This window comes from Hymenobacter arcticus, assembly GCF_054779975.1.
Window position 1 is genome coordinate 143,449 of record NZ_BAAGXF010000007.1, and the last position, 19,319, is coordinate 162,767.

Consider the following 19,319-nt stretch of genomic DNA (forward strand, 5'->3'; position numbering starts at 1 on the left):
GATTAGAAAGTTGCAGAGAGGCTAGCACCGTAGAACTTTGTAGGTGGCGTTTGCAGGTTGCTGTTGAGGCCAATTGCGTTGCCACCCAATGCGCTGAATTCCGGGTCGGTATACATGTTCTCTTTCGGTACCCACGTAAAAATATTCCGACCGTAAACGTTCAATGCAACGCCCTTAATGAAGCCAGCTTTTGACAACATAGTGGCAGGTACAACGTAGCTGAGGGATACTTCACGAATCTTAAAGAAGGTGCCCGAAGTAACGTAGTTCTCAGCTACCGAACGGTTGTAAGACGTGTTAGCCCAGAATTCCGAACCACCAGGAGTTAAACCAGCAGTGTTGCGTACATAGGTAGCGCCGCCATCATTGGAGATAGCCGAGTTCGGGTAGATGAAGTCTTGGCGACCATACTGAGCGCTACGCTGGGAAGCGCCGGTGAAGTCGAGGTCTTCCCCGATAACGTTGTAAATCACGTAGCCGGTGCGGAGTTCACCCTGGCCAGCCAGCGTCAAGCCTTTGTAAGCAATGCTTGCGTTGAAGCCGTACTTGTACTTGGGCTGCGTATTGCCGAAGTTAATGTTATCGGTAGCTTTCAGTGGTACGTAGCGGGCGGCACCCGTGATGGGGTCGGGCTGGCTTACCATCTTAACCAAGCCATCGCTGGTGCGGTCGTAGTGCGAACCCTGTAGCGTAGGATAAGGCAAGCCAGGGATAGCGTAAAGCTGAGCGTTGCCACCCGTCGAGAGAGCCAACTGGGGCAGGCCATCAGGCAGCGAGACAACCTTGTTGTTGTTGTAGTTGAAGTTGCCACCCAAGGTCACAGTCAAACCATTCTCCAAACGCAAAGGCGTAATGGTCAGGTCAGCTTCAATACCTTGGTTTTGTACCTCACCTGCGTTACGCAGCAAAGAAGTGTAGCCAGTGGTGTTCGAGATGGTCGATTGAATCGTTTGGCCAGTGCTTTTCTGTGAGTAGTACGTAACCCCACCAGCTACCCGACGCTTCAAGAAGCTTAGCTCGATACCAGCTTCGATAGAACGGGTTTCTTCGGGCAGCAAACCAGCTTGCACCAAGGCGTTACCAGCAGTGTAAGAAGCTTGTGTGCCGAAGGGGAAGCCAGTACCAGGGTTGAATACGGACTGCAGTCCATAAGCGCCGTTTGTCTGATACACGCCAAGGTTACCTACGTTAGCAGGTATACCCGCTGCAGAACCGAACGTGTTAGTGGGCAAGTTCACTTGGCTAACTTTGGTGATGCCACCGCGTAGTTTGCCATAGTCTAGGAAAGAAGCATCTTTGAGGGCCGGAATGGCATTGCTGAAGATGAACGAGGCATCAACACCGGGGTAGAAGAAGCTGCGGTTAGCAGGGTCAAGGACGGAGATGTTGTCGTTACGACCCGAACCGTGCACGAAAAGCAGGTCCTTGTAGCCCAGGGTTACGTCAGCGTAGAAGGAGTAGGAACGGGTTTGAGCACGGCCATCAAAAGCAACCGGGTTACCAGTGCGGTTTGAAAGGTTGAACAGGCCAGGAACGGCAAGTGCAGTAGAAGCAGCGAAGTTGTAGCGGCTATCGAACTGCTGCACGTTATTACCCAAGATGGCTTTCACGTTGAAGTCGCCAAACGTCTTGTCCATGCTCACGAAGAAGTCCGAGTTGATGCGGGTCAGGTCGGAACGCAAGTCCTGTACAAAGCCAGGGATAGTAGCGCCATTCTTATTGGTAGGACGACGGCCACCCACTGCCGTAGAGATGTAAGAACTGTAGTCGTACCGGTCCTGCGTAATCAAGCTTGACTGGTTGATGGTCGTCGTACCCAAGCGGTACTGCACCCGCAACCAATCGGCCACTTTGTAAGACAAGTCGATGTTGCCAAGCAGCGTATTGCGACGGTCGTTCTGTCGGTTATTATCGATAACGAAGTATGGGTTCTGGTAGAACGCGTTGTAGTAGCCATTCGGGTTAGCGAAGGGGTCGGTCTGCCAGTTCTTGTAAGAAGTGATGGGAGCCATCACGGTCGTGTTAAACAAGTTCCAGTATACCGAGGTCGATTGGTCGAGGTTAGACGTAGCATCAACCTTTTGCTGGGCATACGAAACGTTGAAGCCCACCGTTAGGCGACCCAACTCGCGCGAAGCATTGAAGCGGAAGGTATTGCGGTCGTACTTGTCTTTGGGGACAATACCATTATTGTGTACGTTTTGGTATGATGCAAAGAACTTAGTCTTTTCATCACCGCCCGAGAACGTAACGCCGTTCTGAGCCTGGTAACCAGTATTGAAAAACTTACGCTTCTCATCGGGGCGGGCTTCATAGGTAAGCAATTGCACGTCACCTGCGGCGTTGATGCGCTCGCCAAAAGGCCTCAAGGAACCATCGAAACGGGGGCCATACTGCTGGTTTTCAAAGCCCTGATATTGGGTGAGATAGCCAGCATCTGGACTGTTGTCAGAAGTGAAAGTCGGCAGGGACGACGTATACGTGTTGGCACCGGGGCCAAATTCGTTCTGGAACTTGGGTAGGAACGATACCGACTCAAACTGGGAAGTTTGCGAGAGCGTGATGACGGGCGTGTTGCTGCCTTTTTTGGTGGTGATAATCAATGCACCGTTCGAAGCCTGTGAGCCATAGAGTGCGGCGGCGTTGGCACCTTTTAGTACCGAAATATTAGAAATATCGTCTGGGTTGAGCGATACCAAAACATCGTTTGTAGAGATGACACCATCCACTACAATCAGCGCCTCGTTGTTACCAGTAAGGGAGCGAGTACCACGCAGAGTTACACGTACACTGGGGTTAATACCTGAGTTGAGTGTCTGAATTTGCAGACCCGAAACCTTGCCGGCCAAGCCGTTGGTCACGTTGTTTACGCGAGCCTGCGTTACCTCCTTGGTATCGAGCGTAGCGGTAGCATAACCAATTTCCTGCGCTTGGCGCTGGATACCCAAGGCACCAGTTACCACTACTTCTCCCAACTGCTTGGAGTCGGTAGCTAGGGCAACCGTGATACTATTGCCATTACCAATAGCTTGCGTAATAGTAGTATAGCCAATAAAACTAAACGTGAGTTCAGTAGCCGAAGCCGGAACGCCAGTCAGCGAGAAGGCACCATCAGCATTGGTAGAAGTGCCAACGGTAGTTCCCTTGGCCAGCACTGTAACGCCGGGCAGGCCCTGCCCGGAGGAGCGGTCCGTCACGCGACCCGAAATAGTTCTGTCTTGTGCTGCAGCCTGATGCCAGAGGCAACTGAGCAAAAAGACCATTAGTAAAGAAAAATGCTTCATACTATGAAGATTGGAAAAGGTGAAAAAAAGACTATCTCACGCAACGGAATGAGGTAAATCCGTCGGCAAGTTATTACATTATTACTAAATCTGAAAAAAGCTGCGATGCTGTCTGGTGTGAAGGGGTTTAGAAGGTAGCAAGAAGTAAGAATAACGTCCCGGTTTAAAACAGGGTAGCAGCACTTATACCTAGCTAAGGTAGGTTAGCAAAAGCCAATTTGCATAATTGGGTCAGAAATAGTGGTGGCTAAAATGAGCTTCTGCTCAAGGATATAGTTGCTAATATGACCCGTCATCCCAACGATGCATGCCTTGCTTGTAAGGGCTGCTAGTGGCCTAATTTATAGTTGCTACTAGCACGGGTGGCAATCCTACCAACCGGCAGAAAGTCTGCCGGACGATGCAAATGCTTCGAAGTGCACCTAAGACTTGCTAGGCGAAAAGGTACTTTTATCCAGAATAGGGAAAGATTATTCATAATTTTAGGGGGATTATGAACGAAGGAGTGTGCTACTCCCAAAAAACTGGGCAGGTTAGCGGGGTTTGTTAAGTAGTATGGTTATGGTTGGATAAATTAGGGCTGTGCGAAAATTTGGGCCGGCGTTTGGCCACTCAGACTTTGGTGAGGCCGGCGGTGATTGTAGTAGGCAAAGTACGCCGGCAATTGCTGGTGCAGGTGGTGGCCATTGTCGGCGGGATTGAGGTAGATGGGCTCCCACTTGACGGTGCGCCAGAGACGCTCGATAAAGGCGTTGTCGGTGGCCCGGCCCTGGCAATCGCGGCTGATGCGGCAGCCCGCATCCAGCAAGGCCTGCTTACAGGCCAGGCTCGTAAACTGGCTGCCCTGGTCGGAGTTGAAGATGTGCGGCGTCGGAGCGACCCGCAGGGCGGCGGCCAGGGCTAGTAGGCAGAAGCCCACGTCGAGCGTGTTGAAGAGCTGCCAGCTGAGCACGTAGCGCGAGTGCCAGTCGCTAGGTAGAGAAAGCCCTTGGCCCTGGGCACGTAGGTGATGTCGGTAATCCAGACCTCGTTGGGCGCGGTGGCCGGGCGTTCGCGCAGCAGGTACGGATAAGGTGTAACGCCTTGACCAGGTACGGTTAAGCGTGGTTTAGGATAAACCGGCTCGTGGCCCATCAAGCGCACTAGGTGGCGCACGCGCTTTTCATTGACCACGTGCCCGGCCAGGCGCGGGTAGTCGCGCAGGCCCAGCACACCCTTGAAACTATGCTGCGTAAATTCCTCGTCGAGCAGCCGCATCAGCGCCAGATTATAGGCGGTTTCTCCGCAGGACTGGTAGTGGAAGTTGCTGCGCGACAGGCCCAGGGCCTGGCAGCGGGCCTGTACCGAACTGGTCGGGTCGGCCTGCGCCACCAAGGTGCGTTGCTGGGCTACTGATATGGCCCCGGCATTTTTTTAGCAGCGCGTTTTCCATGTGCAGCCGGCCAATGGCAGCGTACAGGGGCTCTACGTTCAGCACCGCCGCGACGGGCGCAGGCGCTTCGGCAAAGACTTGGGCGGCTTGCTGGCGCAGGTGCAGCTTCTAGCAACTGATTTGGGCCGGGGCCAATTGGTATTGGGCAGCCAACTCGGCGAGGGGCTGACGCTCAGTGAGCGCAGTCAGCGCCACCTCAGCTTTAAACTTGGCCGTGTAGCGACGGCGGGTATGTTTGAGACTCATGGCGTTGACTAAGATAGCCCGCTTGAACTGTCCAGCTATTGGGGAGTACTACACCCTTACCATATAGTTCTGCTACTTCTGACGATATGGGCGTTGGCAGGCTGCAAAAAAGATTACCCCAGCAACGAGGTTGCACCAAAATTAGTAATCGTGTTTGACGATGCCATTGATAAAGTGACTAGTGATTACAAAATGGGCTCAACCCTGACGTTGAAGGTGGCCACCACCGGCACCGCTAGCATCAATATCACTACCACCTATACAACTGGCACTGCCAGAACCAACAACCTGGGGGCGTTTCCGGTAACCAATGGTGTTGCCACGGTGACTATTCCGGCCAATAGCCTGCGGGCTACCGCCGACGGTAGCCCTGCGGGAACTGGTACGGTATTGCCTACGCCAACAACACCGGCCTCCGCTCTCACGCGGACCAACAACACCTATTCACTCCTCGTTGATGCGACGGATGGCACGAATACTGAACGCCGCGTCTATACGGCAGTCTTGGTGCAATAACTTGTTTGTCAATTGCTTAGTATTGAAAGCAAAAAGAGAGCCCCGGCCAACTTGGCCGGGGCTCTCTTTTTGGTACTTAGCGAAGCGCAAGACTCACAGAATATACTGGCTCATGTCGCGGTTCTTCACCATATCGCGCAGGCGCTCTTCCACCAACTGGGGCGTCACAGTGAGCTGCGCGCCGGGCGCAATCTTATCAGGCACGTCGAAAAGTAGCTCGTTGAGCAGGCGGCTCATCACGGTGTGCAGGCGGCGCGCGCCAATGTTTTCAACTTCGCTGTTGACCTCAAACGCAATTTCGGCAAGTTTGAGCAGGGCTTCGTCCTCGAAGTCGAGCTGCACGTCCTCGGCGGCGAGCAGGGCCTGGTACTGCTTGGTGAGGGCGTTTTTAGGGTCTTTGAGGATGCGGTAGAAGTCGTCCTTGGTGAGGCTTTGCAGCTCCACGCGGATGGGGAAGCGGCCTTGTAGCTCGGGGATGAGGTCGCTGGGCTTACTCACGTGGAAGGCCCCGGCGGCAATGAACAGGATGTGGTCGGTGTTGACGATGCCGTATTTAGTGTTCACAGCCGAGCCTTCCACAATTGGGAGCAGGTCGCGCTGCACGCCCTGGCGGCTCACGTCGGGGCCACCGCTTTTGCCGCTGCTGCTGGTGGCTACTTTGTCGATTTCGTCGATGAAGATGATGCCCGAGTTCTCCGTCTGGCGGATGGCCTCTTCCTTCACCTCGTCCATATCGACGAGCTTGGCGGCTTCTTCGTCTAGCAACACCTTGCGGGCCTCGGCCACGGTCACTTTGCGCTTGCGCGACTTCTTGGGCAGCATATTGCCTAGCATGTCTTGCAGGCCCGACATGGTAGCCTCGTCCATCATGCCCGGCGCGCCCATGATGCCCACATTGGGGCCGCTCTGGGCCACGTTGATTTCGATGTGGCGGTCTTCCAGCTCACCGTTGCGGATTTTCTGGCGAAAGCGCTCGCGGGTGCGCTCGTTCAATTCCTGGTCGGAGCTGGGCATTTCGCCCTCGCCAGCAATGCTGTCGCCGCTGATACCCACGCCAAAGCCCAGGCCACTGCGGCTGGCGTTACCGCCATCTTTACCCGGTGCTTTAAGCGGCGGGATGAGGGCGTCCAGAATGATATCTTCCACGGCCTGAGCCGCTTGCACTTTTACTTCCTCCTGGCGGCGCTGGCGCAGGCGGCTCACGGCCTGCTCGGCCAGGTCGCGCACCATGCTTTCTACGTCGCGGCCCACGTAGCCGACTTCCGTGAATTTGCTGGCCTCTACTTTCACAAAGGGCGCGTCGGCCAGGAAGGCGAGGCGGCGGGCAATCTCGGTTTTGCCCACGCCGGTGGCCCCAATCATGAGGATATTGTTGGGCACAATCTCCTTTTGCATGTCGGCCGGGGCGTGCAGGCGGCGCCAGCGGTTACGCAACGCAATGGCTACGTGGCGTTTAGCTTCGTGTTGCCCAATAATATACTTGTCGAGCTCAGCTACAATCTGGGCCGGGGTGAGGAAGGTGGTATCTAGCATAAGGTAAAAATTCGCGCCGTGGGCAAACGCAGGGCCCCGCAGTGGGTACAGAACAGCCCGGCGGCACCCTGCGTTTGCCCACGGCAAAATATTGCGCGAAAAAAAGCTACTGCGCAGGCAATGAACTGGGGGCCGCCCCGAAGCGGCGGCTTAGCGTAAAGTAATTGCTGCTACCAGCGGCCTGCAGCGTGGCGTACGTGTAATCGAGCTGAAACTGCGAAATGCGCACCATCGCCCCAAAGCTGAAGCCCGCGCCACCGCCCACGTTATCTAATCGCAATTCTCTGGCTTGCAAGTGGTTATATCCAGCGCGCAAACTCAGGCCCTTGCCCAACAGCAGTTCGGCGGCGGCCGTAAAGTGTCGGGCCAGGTTGTCGCCAAAATTGAAGCTGGGTTTCACCTCCACGTTGTTGGCGTCGAGGGTGCCGCGGGCGTTGGGGTCGAGATACTGAATATTCCACTGGTGCAGGTGGTGCGCCGTGAGCGTGATGCGCAGCGGCATGTGCTCGGGCTTGATGGTGGTGCCGAGCTGCACATCGAGCGGCAGCGGCTCGCGGGAAGCGGCGGTGTAGGGCACCAGCATGTAGCCGGCATTTTTCAGCACTAGGCCCACCGTAAAATCCTTAGCAGAAGGCTTATAAAGCAGGCCCACATCGCCGGACAGCCCTACGGCGCGGTTGCCCGCAATGCCCGATACGGCCAGCTTGGCCGTGATACCGGCCGTGAACTTGCCCTTGGTATAGGAGTCGGCAGCGGCTAAGGCGTACTCATTCACTGAAAACGTACCTAGCGAATTGCCGGCCGCGTCGTAGCTCTGGAGGCTGCCATAGCTGAGGTAGGTGAGCCCCAGGCCGAAGCGGCCCCGCTTCTCGGTGTTGAAGGCGTAGGCGGCCGTACTCTGCTTGATATCACTTACATAGCTCACGTAGCTTACGGCGGCCACGCGGTCCATGTCGGCGTTGAGCAGGGCTGGGCTGGCGAAAAACTGCGTGGGGTCGCTGCTGCGGGCCGAGGCTGTCATGCCGCCCAGGGCCGCCACCTGCGCCGAGGGCGGCAGGGAGAGAAATGGGAAGGCCGCGCGGCCCCCGATTTGCGCTTGTGAGGCGAGGGGCAGTAGAAATAGTAGCAGCGCGGAGAAGTGCTTCATAGTTCGAAGGTAACGAGCGACCCGGAACAAAATTTTAGCGCGAGGTTTCGCAAGGTTAAAAGAGGTTTCGCGAAGTCAAAAGTGGTCGTGTAAACACTCTTTTTACCTCGCGAAACCTCTTTCAACCTTGCGAAACCTCGCGCTATTGTACCTCCACGCTGGGGCCGGCGGGTAAGGGAGCTTCGTCGCGCACGGGCAGCTTTTGGGGGCGGGCTACCAGCTCGGGCAGCAGGGCCACGGCCAGCACGTCATCGACGCGCTCAGCATATTTTATCTGCACGCCCTTGAGGTACTCGGCCGGGATTTCCTCCACGTCCTTGCGATTTTTGGGCGAAAGGATAATCATATCAATGCCCGCGCGGCGGGCGGCCAGCAGCTTTTCCTTGATGCCACCCACCGGCAGCACCCGGCCGCGCAGCGTGATTTCGCCGGTCATGGCCATGCGCGGGCGCACCTGGCGCTGGGTGTAGGCTGAGGCGATGCTGGTGAAAATGGCGATGCCCGCACTCGGCCCGTCCTTCGGAATGCCGCCTTCGGGGAAGTGAATGTGCAGGTCGTACTGCTCAAACAAGCGGTAGTCGATGCCCAGCTCATCGGCCCGCGAGCGCAGGTAGGAGAGGGCCGTAATGGCCGATTCCTTCATCACGTCGCCGAGTTGGCCGCTGAGCGTGAGCTTGCCGCGGCCGCGGCTTAAGAGGCTTTCTACAAATAAGATATCACCGCCCACGCTGGTCCAGGCCAGGCCCGTAACTACGCCGGCCGTGTCGTGGTCCTGGTCCTTGTCGCGCTCGAAGCGGGGGGCGCCCAGGATTTTCTGCACGTCGGTAGGTTCTATTTGAGCCGGTAGCGCCTCCTTGCTGGCCTTGCGGCGGGCCAGGTTGCGGGTGAGGGCGGCGAGCTGGCGCTCGAGGCTGCGCACGCCGCTTTCGCGGGTGTAGTCGTCGGCCACGCGGTGCAGCGAAGCGTCGCTGATTTTAACTTCCGTTTCGCCCAGGCCGTGCTCGCGCAACTGCTTGGGCCAGAGGTGTTTCTTGGCAATCTGCACCTTCTCCTCCTGCGTGTAGCCGGTGAGGTCGATGATTTCCATGCGGTCGCGCAGGGCCGGCTGAATGGTTTCGAGCGAGTTGGCGGTGGCGATGAACAGCACCCGGCTGAGGTCGTACTCCACCTCCAGGTAATTATCAGTAAACGTGGAGTTTTGCTCGGGGTCAAGCACCTCCAACAGCGCCGACGATGGGTCGCCCCGGAAGTCGCTGCTCACCTTGTCAATCTCATCGAGAATGATGACCGGGTTGCTCACGCCGGCCTTCTTTATCTGCGAGATGATGCGGCCGGGCATGGCGCCCACATAGGTTTTGCGGTGCCCGCGAATCTCGGCTTCGTCGCGCACGCCGCCCAAGCTCAGGCGCACGTACTTGCGGCCCAGCGCGGTGGCAATGCTGCGGCCCAGGCTGGTTTTGCCCACGCCGGGCGGGCCGTAGAGGCACAGAATCGGCGCTTTCAGGTCCTGCTTCAGCTTGAGTACGGCCAGGTATTCGAGAATGCGCTCCTTTACTTTTTCCAGGCCAAAGTGGTCAGCATCAAGGATTTTCTTGGTGTTCTTGAGGTTGAACTTGTCCTTGGTAGTTTCGCCCCAGGGCAGGTCGAGCAAGAACTCCACGTAGTTGAGCGTCACCGGGTAGTCGGGCGACATTTGGTTGAGACGGCTCAGCTTGCTCAACTCCTTATCGAAGTGCTTGGCGGTGGCTTCCGACCACTTTTTGGACTGCGCCCGCAGCCGCAGCGCGGCCACGTCGCCTTCGGGGCTGCCTTCGCCCTGGCCCAGCTCGTCCTGCAAGGTCTTGAGCTGCTTGCGCAGGAAGTACTCGCGCTGCTCGGCATCAATACCGGTGTGCACCTTAGTGCGGATGTCGTTTTTGATTTCCAGCAGCTCAATCTGGCGCAGCAGGGCTTCGAGCAGCAGGCGGCCCTGGGCTTCGGGGCTGGCTAGCTCCAGCAGCTGCTGCTTGGCGGGCAGTTCCAGCTGCACATTGGACGACAGGAAGTGAATGAGGAAGGCGGGCGACTGGATGCCGTCGAGCATGGCGCGGGCTTCCATCGGGATTTCGGGCGTTAGCTCCAGCACCTTGGCAGCGGCTTCGCGCAGGCTTTGCAGCAACACCAGCTCGCCATCTACCTCGGAGTCAAGGGCTTTTTCCTCAAAATACGTGACGCGGGCGGTGAGCTGGGGGGTGTAGGTGAGCTGCTCGCCCACCTGAAAGCGCACCTGCCCTTGCAGGATGATGGTGACCGTATCGTCGGGCTGGTCGATGAGCTTGAGGATGCGGGCCAGCGTGCCCACGGGGTGCAGGTCGTCGGTGTTGGGCTCGTCGGCGTCGGGGTGGCGCTGGGCCACTACGCCCACCAGCTTTTCGTTTTTGGCGGCCAGCTTGCGTACCAGCCGGATGCTTTTCTTGCGCGTAACGGTCACGGGCAGCACCACGCCGGGGAAGAGCACGGTGTTGCGCACGGGCAGCAGGGCCAGCACATCGGGCGCGTCGGCGGCAGGCAGCAGGTGGTCGGGGTCGGCGGCCATAATGGCAATGGCTTCGGAAGGGGAATCGGGGCCACCCGCGGCCAGATGGCCGGAGCGAGACAAATCAAACGACATGGGCAAAGCAGAAAAGAGGCCAACCAGCGCGGGAGCTAGCTGCCAGAGTGGCAGCCGACTTTCACTCAGCTAAGGTAGGGCTGGGCTACCCCGGCACGGCGGCAAGGGCCGTGCCAGCCCGGCCGGGGCCGCCAAAGCGGCGCACTTCGGCAGAAGCCGACATCGCAATTTGCTACTAATGGCTATTATGTAGGAACTTGCGAACCTACGCTGCTCTCTACTGCCCACCTATGCGCCATCCAGTACTTATTTGCTTGCTTTGCTGGTTGGTTTTAATAGGCGCAACCCGGCCGGCGCAAGCTCAGCGCCCGGTGTCTAAGAAGGCAAAAGCTACGTCGACTCCTGCCGCAACCCCCGCCCGGCCGGCCTACCAGCAGCGGGTGCTGAAAGGCCGCGTGAGCCGCCGCCTACGCGTGCGCAACGATGGTACGCTGGATTTCCCAAACGTCAATAAGCTAGCGTTTTACGAAGATAAAAAAGCGCTCAAAGCTATTCAGAAGGCCGAGCGGCGTATGCAGTACGCCATGGCGCGACGCTTGCTGACGCAGTACGTGGGTCAGTTTGGCATCGAGAACTTCTACCGGAACACCGACCTGCTTTGGCACTTGGGGCAGCTGGTGCAGCGCGATAGCAGTCAGCAAGAATTGGCCAAAGCCTACTTCCGGCTGGCTCTCAAGCACCACCGCACCGACATCAAGCGGGTGCAGCTCTACTACGACTCGCTGGAGGAAAAAACCGCCGACCTCTACGTGCCGCTCAAAGTGTACTACGACGTGGTGGAGTACCGCAAAAGCGTCAACACGTTTCACCCACCCAAAAACGTGTACACCAACATGGGCGATGCCGTGAACTCGAAGTTCCCGGACTACGGCCCCGCCCTAGGCGCGAGCGATACCATGCTGCTCTTCAGCTCGAAGCGGCAGCAGGGCAAAGGCGTACGTGTGAAGTTGAACGAAGATTTGTACGTGTCGCATAAGGAAGGCCCTATTTGGTCTGATGCTCAGCCACTTCCCAAGCCTATCAATTCGCAGTACAACGAGGGCTCGGCGTGCTTTTCGCACGATGGGCGTACGATATTTTTTGCCCGCTGCGAGTGCCCCGTGTGCCACGGCAACTGCGACCTATTCACGGCCACGCTGGGCAAAGACGGCAAGTGGAGCAACCCCAAAAGCCTGGGCGCGCTGGTGAACTCGCCGGCCTGGGACTCGCAGCCCACGCTTTCGCCCAAGGAAGACACGCTGTATTTCGCCTCCGACCGGCTCGGCGGCTTCGGCCTCAGCGACATTTACTACACCGTGAAGGGCAAAAACGGCCAGTGGGGCAAGGCCCTGAATATGGGGCCGGTAGTGAACACCCGTGAGAGCGAGGTGAGTCCGTTTTTTCACCCACTCTACCAGGTGCTGTACTTCAGCTCGCGGGGCCAGCTACTCAATTTTGGCGACTTCGACATTTATAAAACCTACCGCGTGGGCGGCCGCTGGCAGGAGCCGCGCAATATTGGCCCGCTCGTAAATGGCAAAGGGTCAGAGTATTACTTCACCATCGACAGCCAGAGCAGCAACCTCTATTATGCCCGCTCGGAGGCTCAGGACCTGGAAAACCTCGACCTGTTTTCCTTCCCGCTGCCCATGGAGGCCCAGCCGCTGGCCACCACCCAGGTAGCCGGTACGTTGCTCGACTCCGTGAGCAACCGGCCCCTCAAAGGCATGGTCAGCATCATCGACCTCGATAACGGGATTGAGGTGGCCAGCAAGTACTTGCGGCCCGATGGCTCGTTTGATTTTGAATTGATGGAAGGTTCGCACTACGCCATGCTCATTCAAAGCCCCGACGCGTTTTCAGTCGAAAAGAAGTTTGAGCTCAAGGGTGATACCGTGATGACAATGCTCACCAATAGCATTGACTATAAGCTGCCGCTCATCTTCAAGAACATTGAGTTTGAGGCCACTAAGTCGGGTATTCGGCCGGCCATGCTGCCCACGCTCGACCGCATTACGCTGTTTTTGGTGGACCACCCCACGTACCGCCTCAACATCACGGGCCACACCGACGGCCGCGGCGACCCCGAGGTGAACGAGAAGCTTTCGCAAGACCGCGCCGAGGAAATCCGCCGCTACGTGGAGCGCAAGGGCAAGCTGGCTCCCAACCGTATCGAAAGCTTCGGCTACGGCTCCAGTAAGCCCCTCAAAGACGAGCTAACCGAGGCCGACGCGCGCATTAACAGAAGGGTGGAGTTTCGGCTGGTAAAGCCAGAAGGGGAGAAGGGCGCGGGCGGGGCCGACTGGAAGTAGAAGAGTATCTAGCAAACTATTACATCATGCCCTCCGCAGAAGAAAAAGCGCGCCGCAAGCAGCTTGCGCAACAGCTACAATCAAAAAATGCAGAGTCCTTCTTAGCTGGGTTGCCTATACAACTGTCGCTCTTTCAAGGGCTGTTTAATTATCTGGACAAGACGCTCATTAACAACTGTGACGACACATTACGCTCGACCGAACAATTTTCAAAAGAGAACAACATCCAATTTGAATTGCTGAAAACGTGGCTAGGTAAGCAAGGCGGATATTGTGACTGCGAGGTCCTAGCTAATGTGGAAGAGAAATTCGAAGGTTTTCTATAATTACTCTGGCCACTCACGCTGCAAATTCTGCCCGCGCATGCACCTGAAATGCCCCTGCGGGCACTGGGCAAAACCAATTTTGGAGCACGGTCGGCAGCTTAGGCCTAGTACTTCAAGTACTTCAAAGCGAGTGCGATACGGGTACATGCCAAACTGCGGCACCGTGTTGCCCCACACGCTGTAAATCTCCTTTTTGAAGGCCGCGGCAATGTGCATCAGCCCCGTATCGTGGCTCACCACAAACTGCGCCTGCCGTAGCAGCGACGCCGACTGGTGCAGCGAAAACCGCCCGCAGCCATTGAAAATGAGCGACTTGGCGGCCAGCTCAATAACGTGGCCGGTACTCTCATCCTCGGGCCCGCCGAGCAGCACTACCGGGCGCGGGGCCAGGTTCTGCACCAGCTCCATGAGCTTTTCTACGGGCAGGCGCTTGGTGGCGTGCTGCGCGGCGATGGCCACCGCCACGTATTCCCACGGCCGAAAGCCGGCCGGCAAGTCGGCTGTTAAATCGACTTCCTGGCTGGCCGGAATAAAGTAATCGAGCCCCGCGCCATCGTCGCGGATGCCCAGCGGCGCGGCGGCCGCCCGGTAGCGGTCCACGATGTGCACGGGCGGCATTTGGTTGATTTTGAAGCGCACCAATAGGTACTTCTGCCAGTTCAGCTTGTCGAAGGCCTGGCCGGGCACGCCGGGCAACTGCAGGCGGATAAGGCTGGTGCGCAAGTTGTTATGCAAGTCAACGACGAAGTCGAATTGCTCGGCGCGTAGCTCGCGCACCAGCTCGCGCAGGCTGCCGCTGAGCAGGTGCAGCTTATCCACATAAGGGTTGGCCTCGAACAGGCTGCGGTAGGCAGGTTTGGTGGCAAAGTGTACCTGCGCGTCTGGCAGCTGGGTTTTCAGCTGCCGCACCACGGGCGTAGTGAGCACGATATCGCCGATAGAGGAGAAGCGGAGGACGAGAATTTTCATAAGGAGAAAGTGTAAAACGGAGTGGTACTCCGTTTCCGAGCGAACGACTTGTTCAACGGTAAACGGAGTGCCACTCCGTTTTACAAGCGCTGTTTCCGCGCTGCGAAGTACGCCGCCGCCTCGTCCACCGACTTGGTGTTAAACGTCATATCCTTGGTTAACATGCCTTTGCGGCCGGCCAGCACGCCGTAGCGCATGTCGGCGTAGCCGTTGGTGTGGTGGGCGTCGGGGTTGATGCTGAGCTGCACGCCCTGGCCGATGGCGTAGCGCACCCAGCGCCAGTCAAGGTCGAGCCGCCAGGGGTTAGCGTTGATTTCGATGATAACCTGGTGCTCGGCGCAGGCATCAATAACTGCCTTAAAATCAATGGGGTAGCCGGCGCGGCGCAGCAGCAGCCGGCCGGTGGGGTGGCCCAGCATGGTGCAGTGCGGGTTGGTAATGGCGGCCAGCAGGCGCTCGGTGGCGCGCTGCTCGTCCATCTTGAGGTTGGAGTGGATGCTGGCCACGATGAAGTCGAACGAGTCGCGCAGCTCGGCGTCGTAGTCCAGGCTGCCATCGCCCAGAATATCAGCCTCAATTCCCTTAAAAATGCGGAACGGGGCCAGCTCGGCGTTCAGCTCCTCAATTTCGCGCTGCTGCTGGCGCACGCGCTCCGGGCCCAGGCCGTTGGCGTAGTGCGCGGCCTGCGAGTGGTCGCAAATGCCGAGGTACTCGTAGCCTGCATCGCGCAGAAAGGTGGCCATCTGGCGCAGCGAGTGGTTACCGTCCGAGTAGGTGCTGTGGTTGTGCAGTGAGCCGCGCAAGTCGCTGTCTTGCAGCAGTATCGGAATCTTTCGCTCGGCGGCCAGCTCGATTTCGCCCAGGCCCTCGCGCAGCTCGGGCACCACGTATTGCAGGCCGGCTTTCTCATACAGCGCCTCCTCGCTGGCAAATACCTCGCGTTTAGCCCATTGGCGCAGCGTGGCGGGGGTGCCGGGCCCGGCCGAAGGCAAGGCCGCACCGAGGTGAGCCTCGTTGCCAGTAGCCACAAACAATTGATTAACAAAGTCTTCGCTGGCCACGGCGCGCACGGTTATGCCCACACCCGAGTCGGCGGCGGTGCCGCGCCAGGCCCAGGGACCCGAGCGGCGCACGTCGGCGCGCAGGCCGGGCGCCGCGTTGAGCAGTGCGTGCAGCGAGGCGGGGTCGGGCGTGGCCACCAGAATTTCCACGGTTTCCACTATTTCGAGGGCGCGGCGCACTTCGCCGGCGGCGGCGGCCTGGGTCACGCCGGGCACCTGGCGCAGGCGCTCGGTGAGGTCGTTGGCCAGCTGCTCGGCTTGTGAGAATAGCAGCTTGCCGGCGCTTTGGTCGGTGAAAGCTAGGGCTGCCAGAATGCTTTCCTGGGTTTTGGCCCCGAAGCCCTTGAGCTTGGCCACGAGGCCCGCCTCGGCAGCTTCGCGCAGCTGGTCGGGGCTTTCGATGCCAGCATCGCGCCACAGGGCCCGCACTTTCTTGGGGCCGATACCCTTGACATTCAGCAGCTCTACTACGCCGGCGGGCGTGGTGTCGAGCAGCTCTTGCAGCTCTTTGAAGGTGCCGGTGTCGAGCAGCTCGGCTACTTTGGCGGCCTGGGTTTTGCTCAGGCCGGTGCGGTCAGGTAGGCCGGGGCGCTCCACCTCCGCCACCGGAAACTCCAGCTGCTCCAGGGCCGTGACGGTGCCTTCGTAGGCCCTGATTTTGAAGGGGTTTTCGTCGTGCAGCTCCAGCAGCTGGGCCGTGAGCTTGAAGGCTTTGATGAGGGCGCGGTTATCCACTTTTCAGGTATCAGTTTAGCAGGGAACAGTTATCAATTTGGGCAAGCTATTGATTACCAGGCTTTCTGCTTAATAGTTGCTGGAAAGTCGTAATCTGCCCAAAGCATTGGCAGCCAAAGCGGCTGGCCAACGGCGTACTGGTTAACTGGTACGTCAAAAGTACGCCGTAGTAGATAGGCGGGCCGTTCAGAATTCGCGTACTTGCGCATCTCATGCGTTCCTTTTCACCCCTGCGTTGGCTGCTGGCTGGCCTGCTGGCCCTCGCCGCCTGCGGCAGCCCCGGCGCCGACCATCCGGCCCAGCTGCCCCTCGGCACCCTGGCGGCCCTGCGCGGCACGTGGCTGCTCGAGCCCGAAGCCAGCCGCGCCGACACGCTCACCTACCGGCGCAACACCTACCGCTTCCGCTACCGGCCGGGGGGGCGGCCGGGCTTCCGGTTGGGACCGGCGGGCCGCTTTGTGCGCTACGACACCGTGGCCGGCGGCGGCTTGGTGGCCCAGGAAGGCACCTGGATGGAAACCAGCACCGGCCGCCTGCTCATTCACCTGCCCGAGCTGGAGCCCGCCGCCCCCGACTACGAGCTGGAGCTGCTGAGCTACGACAAGCAGGTGCTCCGGCTGCGCCACCTCGGTAAGCGGCCCGCCGTGGAGATAATTCGCAACCAGGGAGCCGGTAATTAGGCTGAACTTTGCAGCCATGAACTATTGGCTCGTTAAATCTGAACCCGAAGCTTACTCCTGGGCCGACTTTGTGCGCGACGGCGGCACCGACTGGACGGGTGTGCGCAACTACCAGGCCCGCAATAACTTGCAAGCCATGCAGCCCGGCGACTTAGCTCTGTTTTACCACAGTGTGAGCGAAAAAGCTGTGGTAGGCGTGGCCCTGGTGCACGCTGCCCACGCCCCCGATGCCACCGCCGAGGCGGGCAGCCCCTGGGTGGCCGTGCACCTGCGGCCCCACGCCCCGCTAACCCGCCCCGTGTCGCTGGCCGCCCTCAAGGCCGAGCCCCGGCTGGCCCAACTGGGCTTGCTGCGCCAGTCGCGCCTCTCCGTCACGCCCGTGCGCCCCGAGGACTTCGACCTCGTGCTGGAACTCAGCGAGCGGTAGGCGGTGAGTAATTGGTAAATTGGTAAGACTACGCAAAAGCCGTTTGTCCTTGCGAGCGCAACGCAGTGGAGCGCGGCAATCACATCAGAACGATACCTGCACATCATCGTTCTGGTATTGTTCTGGGGCGATTGCCGCGCTCCACTGCGTTGCGCTCGTAAGGACAAACGGCTTTTGCGTAAGTCTTACCAATTACCCACTACTCATTACTTATCTTCGTAACAGCCCGTTAACTATTCGCGCCTGGGCGGCGTTGCGAGGCAAGCTATGAAACACTTCTTCACTTTTGGGTGCTGCCTTTGCTTGCTGCCGCTGGGGGTATGGGCGCAGCGCCCCCTGCCGCCACCCCCGCCCGATGCCCCCAAGCAGCAGGCCCGCACTGAGCTGCTGCTCGACCCCAACAACGACGAGGTGCAGGTGCAAGCGCTGCCCGCCGACACGGCCGTAGTACTGCTCATTCGGCACGAAGGTCCCGGCATGGCCCGCAAGCCCCAGTATGTATTTCAGCAGTACGGGGCCGACCTGCACCTGCGCCGCGAGGTGGGCGTAGAGATTCCGCCCGAGTACGAAGTGCAGCGCCTGTGCGCCGAGCCGGGCGTGGTGTACGCCCTGTTTCGGACGCCGGCCACGCCGGGCCGCTTGCTGGCCGTGGCCTACGACGCGCGCGCCGGTCAGGTGCGCGCCCAAACCTTCGATACCAAGCTGAGCCGCGACGTGGTGAGCCTCAAGGCCATGGGCGGCCGGCTGCTGGTCAACGTTACCCTCAGCGACCAGCTGCACCAAACCGTGCTGCTGCTCAACGTGGCCGATGGGCGCTTTCAGTTCCTGTCCTCGCTGTATGAGCCGCTTAACACGGAGCTTACCAGCGTGGCTGACCGCCCCGCCGGCCGCGCCGAGTTTGTGCTCAGCCAAAGTAACGGCCGCAAGCAGCGCCTGCTGCTCAAGCGCCTTTCGGCCGAGCACGGCCAGCTGCTGAACTCGGAGCTGGTGCAAACCGAGAGCGAGCGCAGCCTGCTCACCGCCCAGCTCAGCTCGCCCGAGGATACGACCGCGCGGCTGCTGGCCGGCACCTACGGCCTGCGCGGCTTGCAATACGCGCAGGGTTTGTTTGCCACCGACCTCACCACGCGCACGGCCGCTGCGCCCGACAGCCGGCCCGCGCTGCGCTTTTACGATTTCAAGCGCTTCCGGCACTTTTTCGACTACCTCAACCCGCCCCACGAAGCTCGCCTGCGCGGCCGCGCCGCCCGCCGCGAGGCCCGCGAGGCCAGCCCCTTGCACTGGCACTACCACCTACTATTGCACGAGCTGCTGCGCCAGCCCGACGGCGGCTACACGCTCGTGGCCGAGGTCTACACGCCCCAGTACAACTACTCATCGTACGGCGGCGGCATGCTGAGCCCTTACTCCGTTACGGGCCACAATTCCCTCGGGGCCTTCAACGGCTACAACCCCTATATCAACTACGGGTCCAACCGCACGTTCATTGGCTTTCGGACCACCCATGTGCTGGTGTGTGGCTTCGATGCGAAAGGTAACTTATTGTGGGACAATGCCTTCGTAACCGGCCCCGGCCTGGTGCGCTCCGAGCTGGAAGCCGCCGTGCAGCCCCTGCCCCTGGCCGATGGCCGCCTGGTGCTGGCCTACATGCTGGACAATGAGGTGCACTACAAGCGCATCAATCAGGGTGAGGAAGGCCCCAACGACACCAAGGTAGAGCTGCTCACCGGAGCCGCTGAGCGTGCCGAAAAGGTGCTCGATGTGCGCCAGCCCGACCTGTTTCCCTGGGTTGGTAACAAGTACATTGCCAGTGGTTTTCAAAAGATTAAGGTCGAGCACGGCCTGGAGCGCCAGGTATTCTTTTTGCAGGTGCTGCATTTCTAGCCGCGTAGCTAAGAGAAAGGCGAGCCGACCTTTGCGGGCATGCCCGCCTTTTGCTGTAGGGCGCCGGCTTCTATTACTTTTTGGCAACTCATTGTCTACTAAAACGAAAGCTAACAGCCAGCAGCTACAAGCTAACAG

Annotated in this window: 15 protein-coding genes; 6 read left to right on the forward strand and 9 right to left on the reverse strand. The window is 59.0% G+C overall.

All coding sequences use genetic code 11. The features are described from left to right. Nucleotides 1-2: 2 nt before the first annotated feature. From ACYVGC_RS13720 to ACYVGC_RS13735, 4 genes are all read right to left on the reverse strand, one after another. A complete protein-coding gene (locus ACYVGC_RS13720; RefSeq protein ID WP_460584403.1) occupies nucleotides 3-3,284 on the reverse strand; it encodes a SusC/RagA family TonB-linked outer membrane protein in 3,282 nt (1,093 codons plus the stop codon). Nucleotides 3,285-3,858: 574 nt separating this feature from the next. Further along, nucleotides 3,859-4,236 carry a transposase gene (locus ACYVGC_RS13725; RefSeq protein WP_460584404.1) on the reverse strand — a complete coding sequence of 126 codons (378 nt, stop codon included), beginning with the start codon at nucleotides 4,234-4,236 and terminating at the stop codon, nucleotides 3,859-3,861. After that, nucleotides 4,185-4,655 (reverse strand): hypothetical protein, encoded by a 471-nt coding sequence (locus tag ACYVGC_RS13730; protein ID WP_460584405.1) that lies wholly within the window; start codon nucleotides 4,653-4,655, stop codon nucleotides 4,185-4,187. Before ACYVGC_RS13730 ends, ACYVGC_RS13725 begins: the two co-directional genes overlap by 52 nt. A gap of 169 nt (nucleotides 4,656-4,824) precedes the next feature. Continuing rightward, a complete protein-coding gene (locus tag ACYVGC_RS13735) occupies nucleotides 4,825-4,962 on the reverse strand; it encodes a transposase (protein ID WP_460584406.1) in 138 nt (45 codons plus the stop codon). Nucleotides 4,963-5,112: 150 nt separating this feature from the next. On the opposite strand from ACYVGC_RS13735, the gene ACYVGC_RS13740 reads away from it, so the two are divergent. Then, complete coding sequence (locus ACYVGC_RS13740; protein WP_460584407.1) at nucleotides 5,113-5,478, forward strand: hypothetical protein; 366 nt, start codon at nucleotides 5,113-5,115, stop codon at nucleotides 5,476-5,478. 93 nt (nucleotides 5,479-5,571) lie between these two features. Here ACYVGC_RS13740 and hslU read toward each other — a convergent pair whose 3' ends face one another. The 3 genes from hslU to lon form a co-directional block, all read right to left on the reverse strand. Continuing rightward, nucleotides 5,572-7,011, reverse strand: a complete 1,440-nt coding sequence (gene hslU, locus ACYVGC_RS13745) for an ATP-dependent protease ATPase subunit HslU (protein WP_460584408.1) — start codon at nucleotides 7,009-7,011, stop codon at nucleotides 5,572-5,574. 106 nt (nucleotides 7,012-7,117) lie between these two features. Further along, the gene (gene porQ, locus ACYVGC_RS13750; protein ID WP_460584409.1) at nucleotides 7,118-8,158 is read right to left on the reverse strand and encodes a PorV/PorQ family protein; all 1,041 of its coding nucleotides are present in this window, start codon (nucleotides 8,156-8,158) and stop codon (nucleotides 7,118-7,120) included. Nucleotides 8,159-8,300: 142 nt separating this feature from the next. After that, nucleotides 8,301-10,808: an endopeptidase La gene (lon, locus tag ACYVGC_RS13755; protein WP_460584410.1), complete on the reverse strand. Its 2,508-nt coding sequence runs from the start codon at nucleotides 10,806-10,808 to the stop codon at nucleotides 8,301-8,303. A gap of 311 nt (nucleotides 10,809-11,119) precedes the next feature. On the opposite strand from lon, the gene ACYVGC_RS13760 reads away from it, so the two are divergent. Next, nucleotides 11,120-13,099 carry an OmpA family protein gene (locus ACYVGC_RS13760; RefSeq protein WP_460584411.1) on the forward strand — a complete coding sequence of 660 codons (1,980 nt, stop codon included), beginning with the start codon at nucleotides 11,120-11,122 and terminating at the stop codon, nucleotides 13,097-13,099. Between the two features lie 26 nt (nucleotides 13,100-13,125). Next, nucleotides 13,126-13,425 (forward strand): DUF2695 domain-containing protein, encoded by a 300-nt coding sequence (locus ACYVGC_RS13765; protein ID WP_460584412.1) that lies wholly within the window; start codon nucleotides 13,126-13,128, stop codon nucleotides 13,423-13,425. Here the strand turns inward: ACYVGC_RS13765 and ACYVGC_RS13770 are convergent, their stop codons facing one another. Both ACYVGC_RS13770 and ACYVGC_RS13775 read right to left on the reverse strand, forming a co-directional pair. Beyond that, complete coding sequence (locus ACYVGC_RS13770) at nucleotides 13,426-14,394, reverse strand: glycosyltransferase family 9 protein (RefSeq protein ID WP_460584413.1); 969 nt, start codon at nucleotides 14,392-14,394, stop codon at nucleotides 13,426-13,428. An 80-nt stretch (nucleotides 14,395-14,474) separates the two neighbouring features. Then, nucleotides 14,475-16,190 carry a helix-hairpin-helix domain-containing protein gene (locus ACYVGC_RS13775; RefSeq protein ID WP_460584414.1) on the reverse strand — a complete coding sequence of 572 codons (1,716 nt, stop codon included), beginning with the start codon at nucleotides 16,188-16,190 and terminating at the stop codon, nucleotides 14,475-14,477. Nucleotides 16,191-16,402: 212 nt separating this feature from the next. Between ACYVGC_RS13775 and ACYVGC_RS13780 the strand changes: the two genes are divergently transcribed. From ACYVGC_RS13780 to ACYVGC_RS13790, 3 genes are all read left to right on the forward strand, one after another. Beyond that, nucleotides 16,403-16,870 carry a hypothetical protein gene (locus ACYVGC_RS13780; protein WP_460584415.1) on the forward strand — a complete coding sequence of 156 codons (468 nt, stop codon included), beginning with the start codon at nucleotides 16,403-16,405 and terminating at the stop codon, nucleotides 16,868-16,870. 16 nt (nucleotides 16,871-16,886) lie between these two features. Continuing rightward, a complete protein-coding gene (locus ACYVGC_RS13785; RefSeq protein ID WP_460584416.1) occupies nucleotides 16,887-17,297 on the forward strand; it encodes an EVE domain-containing protein in 411 nt (136 codons plus the stop codon). A gap of 267 nt (nucleotides 17,298-17,564) precedes the next feature. Continuing rightward, nucleotides 17,565-19,181: a hypothetical protein gene (locus ACYVGC_RS13790; RefSeq protein ID WP_460584417.1), complete on the forward strand. Its 1,617-nt coding sequence runs from the start codon at nucleotides 17,565-17,567 to the stop codon at nucleotides 19,179-19,181. Nucleotides 19,182-19,319 lie beyond the last annotated feature (138 nt).

Bases quoted from the DNA above. Each gene is read 5' to 3' on its own strand.
- ACYVGC_RS13735 (WP_460584406.1), bottom strand. From the start codon at position 4,962: ATGAGTCTCAAACATACCCGCCGTCGCTACACGGCCAAGTTTAAAGCT.
- lon (WP_460584410.1), bottom strand. From the start codon at position 10,808: ATGTCGTTTGATTTGTCTCGCTCCGGCCATCTGGCCGCGGGTGGCCCC.
- ACYVGC_RS13720 (WP_460584403.1), bottom strand. From the start codon at position 3,284: ATGAAGCATTTTTCTTTACTAATGGTCTTTTTGCTCAGTTGCCTCTGG.
- ACYVGC_RS13770 (WP_460584413.1), bottom strand. From the start codon at position 14,394: ATGAAAATTCTCGTCCTCCGCTTCTCCTCTATCGGCGATATCGTGCTC.
- ACYVGC_RS13790 (WP_460584417.1), top strand. From the start codon at position 17,565: ATGAAACACTTCTTCACTTTTGGGTGCTGCCTTTGCTTGCTGCCGCTG.
- porQ (WP_460584409.1), bottom strand. From the start codon at position 8,158: ATGAAGCACTTCTCCGCGCTGCTACTATTTCTACTGCCCCTCGCCTCA.
- ACYVGC_RS13765 (WP_460584412.1), top strand. From the start codon at position 13,126: ATGCCCTCCGCAGAAGAAAAAGCGCGCCGCAAGCAGCTTGCGCAACAG.
- ACYVGC_RS13785 (WP_460584416.1), top strand. From the start codon at position 16,887: ATGAACTATTGGCTCGTTAAATCTGAACCCGAAGCTTACTCCTGGGCC.
- ACYVGC_RS13780 (WP_460584415.1), top strand. From the start codon at position 16,403: ATGCGTTCCTTTTCACCCCTGCGTTGGCTGCTGGCTGGCCTGCTGGCC.
- hslU (WP_460584408.1), bottom strand. From the start codon at position 7,011: ATGCTAGATACCACCTTCCTCACCCCGGCCCAGATTGTAGCTGAGCTC.